The 4513-nt window shown below is 70.9% G+C and carries 5 protein-coding genes; 2 read left to right on the top strand and 3 right to left on the bottom strand.

Going from position 1 to position 4513, the window contains the following annotated elements:
- Window positions 1–15: 15 nt before the first annotated feature.
- Window positions 16–150, bottom strand: a complete 135-nt coding sequence (locus G6027_RS19330) for a hypothetical protein (protein ID WP_277612326.1) — start codon at window positions 148–150, stop codon at window positions 16–18.
- Between the two features lie 162 nt (window positions 151–312).
- Between G6027_RS19330 and G6027_RS08935 the strand changes: the two genes are divergently transcribed.
- Both G6027_RS08935 and G6027_RS08930 read left to right on the top strand, forming a co-directional pair.
- Window positions 313–999, top strand: coding sequence for a PhoU domain-containing protein (locus G6027_RS08935; protein ID WP_182636863.1), 687 nt, complete (start codon window positions 313–315; stop codon window positions 997–999).
- 33 nt (window positions 1000–1032) lie between these two features.
- Window positions 1033–1428 carry a VOC family protein gene (locus tag G6027_RS08930; protein WP_182636862.1) on the top strand — a complete coding sequence of 132 codons (396 nt, stop codon included), beginning with the start codon at window positions 1033–1035 and terminating at the stop codon, window positions 1426–1428.
- Window positions 1429–1512: 84 nt separating this feature from the next.
- Here the strand turns inward: G6027_RS08930 and ilvD are convergent, their stop codons facing one another.
- Together ilvD and G6027_RS08920 are read right to left on the bottom strand one after the other, a co-directional pair.
- Window positions 1513–3237 (bottom strand): dihydroxy-acid dehydratase, encoded by a 1725-nt coding sequence (gene ilvD, locus G6027_RS08925; protein ID WP_182636861.1) that lies wholly within the window; start codon window positions 3235–3237, stop codon window positions 1513–1515.
- 50 nt (window positions 3238–3287) lie between these two features.
- On the bottom strand, window positions 3288–4430 hold the full coding sequence (locus tag G6027_RS08920; RefSeq protein ID WP_187702748.1) for a PQQ-dependent sugar dehydrogenase: 1143 nt from the start codon (window positions 4428–4430) through the stop codon (window positions 3288–3290).
- Window positions 4431–4513: the final 83 nt, after the last annotated feature.

Genomic DNA, 4513 nt, shown 5'->3' with positions numbered 1-4513 from the left:
CGGCCGTGGACCCGCTCATGCCGGCTCGCGCAGACGCGAGTCGGTGGTGCCGATCTCTCGCGCCCCGACCATCGAGTCCGCGTCGATCAGCACCGTCCGGCCGGATCGCCGTTCCTGGGAGAGGGTGGTCTCGTACAGGAAGAGGGTCATTGAGTGTCCTTTCCGGGACGCGGGCGACGTGCGTACGACAGGGCAGAACAGACCGATTAGTCCATCTATTCCCCACGCCCGCACCCCCACTCCGACCGCCCGGGCGGTGAACACTGCCTTAACGAGATCGCGGCGATCCCGGCCCGCCACTACAGTCATGGGATGCGCACCGTCCTCCACACCAAGCTCGATGAGTTCTCCGACCAGCTGGTCCGGTTCTGCGAGATGAACAACCGACTCCTCGACCTCGCCAGCGTGGCGCTGCTCGAGGGCGACGAGGTCGCCGCCACCGAGGTGATCGACGGCGCCGCTGAGGTGGAGGACCTTCGTGAGGCCAGCGAGCAGCACGCGTTCGACCTGTTGTTGCTCGAGGCCCCTGTGGCCCGTGATCTGCGACAGGTGGTCTCCGGCATCTACATCGTCGAGCACTTCACCCGGATGGCCGCCCTCACCGGCCACATCGCACGCGTGGCCCGCCGCCGGCACCCGAACCCGGTCATCCCCGGGCCCGTGGTCCCGATGATCCGCGAGTTCGCCGAACGGGATTCTGCGATGGCCAGGAATCTGGGGCAGCTGCTCCCCACCAAGGACGTTCGCCTCGCGCGCTCACTCGACTCGGAGGACGACGCGGTCGACTCCCTCCACGCCGAGCTCATGAGGCAGATCTCCGCCGAGGACTGGCCGCACGGTTCGGTCGCGGCGGTGGACCTGGCCCTGCTGGCCCGGTACTACGAGCGGTTCGCCGATCACACGGTCAGCATCGCCAACCGCGTGGTCTACCTCGCCACGGGTGAGCGGCCCGGGGGTGGCTCGCTCTCCCATCTCGACGACGGCACCGTCCTCGACTGATCCGATCAGATCTCCGATGTGAGGAGCCCGCCCGTGTCCCGTCCCATCCACTTCGAGATCCACGCCTCCGATCCGGCCCGGGCATGCGGGTTCTACGGTGCCGTGTTCGGCTGGACCTACCAGGACTGGAGCGACTTCGCCGGCTCACCGTACTTCGGCGTCACATCCGGCCCCGAGGACCAGCCGGGCATCAACGGCGCGATCATGCAGCGCCACGGCGACGCCCCTGCGACGGGGTCGCCCGTCGCCGGCGCGGTGCTCACGATGGGGTGCGGCGACTTCGATGCCACCGCCCGCGCGATCCTGGACGCCGGCGGGACCGTGGCACTGGACAAGCACGCCCTGCCGGGCATGGCGTGGCAGGGCTACTTCCTCGACACCGAGGGCAACGTGTTCGGCGTCCACCAGCCCGACCCCGGCGCGAAGTAGCACCAGCGTATGGCCCGGGCGTGAGCCCGGGTCATACGCTGGTGGCCGTGCCCTCCGTCGCGGGTCACCTGCTGCCGCCGGGCCTCACCGACAGATGGCGCCCGTCGAGGCCGACTGCACGAGCTTGGAGTACTTGGCCAGCACACCGCGGGTGTAGCGGGGCGGGAGCGGCTCCCACCCGGCGCGACGCGCCTCCAACTCGGCCTCGTCGACCAGCAGGTCGAGCGTCCCGTCAGAGACGTCCAGGCGGATGCGGTCGCCGTCCCGGACCAGCGCGATCGGGCCACCGTCCACCGCCTCGGGAGCGATGTGGCCGACACACAGGCCGGTGGTGCCACCGGAGAACCGCCCGTCCGTCATCAACAGCACGTCCTTGCCGAGGCCGGCGCCCTTGATGGCGCCGGTGATCGCGAGCATCTCGCGCATGCCCGGGCCGCCCTTGGGCCCCTCGTAGCGGATCACCACGACGTCGCCGGAGGTGATCGTGCCGTCCTCCAGCGCGTCCATCGCGGAGCGCTCGCGCTCGAACACGCGGGCCGTGCCCTCGAAGACATCGGAGTCGAAGCCCGCGGACTTGACCACGGCGCCCTCCGGGGCGAGCGACCCGTGCAGGATCGTGATGCCGCCGGTCGGGTGGATCGGCTCGGTCATCGCGCGCAGCACCAGTCCGTCCGGGTCCGGCGGGGCGATGTCCGCGAGGTTCTCGGCAACCGTGCGTCCGGTGACGGTGAGGCAGTCGCCGTGCAGCAGTCCCGCGTCGAACAGGGCCCTCATCACCACCGGCACGCCGCCGATCCGGTCGACGTCCGTCATCACGTGCGCGCCGAACGGCTTGACGTCGGCGAGGTGCGGCACCTTGGCGCCGATGCGGGCGAAGTCGTCGAGGCTCAGCTCGACCTCCGCCTCGCTGGCGATCGCGAGCAGGTGCAGGACGGCGTTGGTGGATCCGCCGAAGGCCATGACCACGGCGATCGCGTTCTCGAACGCCTCCTTGGTCATGATGTCGCGGGCGGTGATCCCGCGACGCAGCAGCTCGACCACAGCCTCACCGCTCGCCTTGGCGTAGTCGTCCCGCCGCCGGTCGGGAGCGGGCGGGGACGCACTCCCCGGGAGGGACATCCCGAGCGCCTCGGCGGCGCTCGCCATGGTGTTGGCGGTGTACATGCCACCGCACGCCCCCTCGCCTGGACAGATGGCGCGCTCGATGGTGTCGACGTCCTCGCGGCTCATCAGACCGCGCGAGCACGCCCCGACGGCCTCGAAGGCGTCGATGATGGTGACCTGCTTCTCCGTGCCGTCGGAGAGCTTTGCGAACCCGGGCAACGTGGATCCCGCGTAGAGGAAGACGCCTGCCAGATCGAGGCGCGCGGCGGCCATGAGCATCCCCGGGAGGGACTTGTCGCAGCCGGCGAGCAGCACCGACCCGTCGAGCCGCTCGGCGCTCATCACCGTCTCGACGCTGTCGGCGATCACCTCGCGGGACACGAGCGAGAAGTGCATGCCCTCGTGACCCATCGAGATTCCGTCGGACACCGAGATGGTGCCGAATTCGAGCGGGTACCCGCCGCCGGAGTGCACGCCCTCCTTGACCGCCTTGGCCAGGCGGTCGAGCGAGAGGTTGCACGGGGTGATCTCGTTCCACGAGGACGCCACGCCGATCTGGGGCTTGACCCAGTCGTCGTCCCCCATCCCGACCGCGCGGAGCATGCCCCGCGCGGCGGTCTTCTCGAGGCCGTCGGTGACGTCCCGGCTGCGGGGCTTGATGTCCACACCGTCGCGGGTGCTCGTCTGATCATTCTGCTGCGTCATACCGCCAGACTAGGCGGTGGACGGAGGAGGGCCACAGGAGAGGCGACGGGTCAGACCGGGGTCAGCTCGAGCAGGCGCCCACCCGGGCCGTCCTCGAGCACCCAGATCGCCCCGTCGGGGGCCTCGGCGAGCGCCCTGACCCGCTCGCCCATGTCCCATTCCTGCACGACGGTCGCGGTCTCGTCGCGCAGTTCCACGCGGACCAGCACCTGTCCGGACAGTCCGCCCACGAGTGCGCTGCCACTCCAGCCGTCGAAACGGTCCCCGCCGTAGATCAGGAGGCTGCCGGGAGAGATGGCGGGCACCCAGTACGCGGCGGGTGGGACGAAGCCGTCACCGTCCCGGTGTTCCGGGATGTCCCCGCCGTCGTAGTGCCGTCCCATCGAGGCCCGGGGCCACCCGTAGTTCCCGCCCTCGGCGAGCAGGTTGAGCTCGTCGCCGTGGCGGGGGCCCATCTCGGACACCCAGATCCGGCCCTCCGGGTCCTCGGCGATGCCCAGGGGGTTGCGGTGGCCGATGGTCCACAGGTCGGCGGCGGCGCCGTCCTCCCCGGCCCAGGGGTTGCCGGGGGCGGGGTCGCCGTCCGGGGTCAGGCGTACCACCCCGCCCAGGTTGCTGGCGGTGTCCTGGGCGGGGGTCTGCTCCTGGCGGTCGCCCGAGGTCACGTAGAGATGGTCGTCGTGGACGAGTAGACGCAGTGCGAAGTGTCCGTTGCCGGCGGCGGGCTCCTGCTCCCAGATCTCCTCGAGGTCCGTCAGCTCGCCGCGGTCCACGTCGAGAGTCCCGCGGCCGACCACGCCCTGCGCGCCCTCGGGATGGTCGCGCACCCAGCTGAGGTAGACGGTGCCGTCATCGGCGTAGGTGGCGCCCGCAGCGACGTCGTGGAGACCTCCCTGTCCGGCGTCGTCGACCGGCGGCACCCCGCTGACCTCGGCGACGTCACCCGTGGCCTGGTCCCGCAGCAGGAGCTCGCCACCGCGCTGTGAGATGAGCAGGTGTCCGGACCCGGGGAGGAAGGTCATCGCCCACCCCTCGTCGAACTCACCGTGCTCCGTCACGCGGAAGTCCTCGGAGGTGGCGGCGGTGGACGGCGCCTGCCCCGCCCTGTCGTCGGGGTCGACGGAGTCGGTTCCGCCGGTACAACCGGTCAGGACGAGGGCCGCTGCCGCTATCGGGACCAGGAGTCGTCGCATGACTTCACGGTATCGGCTCCGCGGGCGGCCCGACGCCGAGCCGGGACCCCGCCGGCGCTGAGCCGGGACCCCGCTGGCGCTGA

Source organism: Dietzia sp. SLG310A2-38A2, assembly GCF_014145095.1.
In the GTDB taxonomy this organism is placed as follows: Bacteria; Actinomycetota; Actinomycetes; order Mycobacteriales; family Mycobacteriaceae; genus Dietzia.
Note: the sequence above shows the minus strand (reverse complement) of the source record. Positions and strands in the feature narration are given on the sequence as shown.

What these genes read in the sequence shown, in the direction of transcription:
- G6027_RS19330 (WP_277612326.1), bottom strand. Translation starts at nt 150, where the DNA reads ATGACCCTCTTCCTGTACGAGACCACCCTCTCCCAGGAACGGCGATCC.
- G6027_RS08935 (WP_182636863.1), top strand. Translation starts at nt 313, where the DNA reads ATGCGCACCGTCCTCCACACCAAGCTCGATGAGTTCTCCGACCAGCTG.
- ilvD (WP_182636861.1), bottom strand. Translation starts at nt 3,237, where the DNA reads ATGACGCAGCAGAATGATCAGACGAGCACCCGCGACGGTGTGGACATC.
- G6027_RS08920 (WP_187702748.1), bottom strand. Translation starts at nt 4,430, where the DNA reads ATGCGACGACTCCTGGTCCCGATAGCGGCAGCGGCCCTCGTCCTGACC.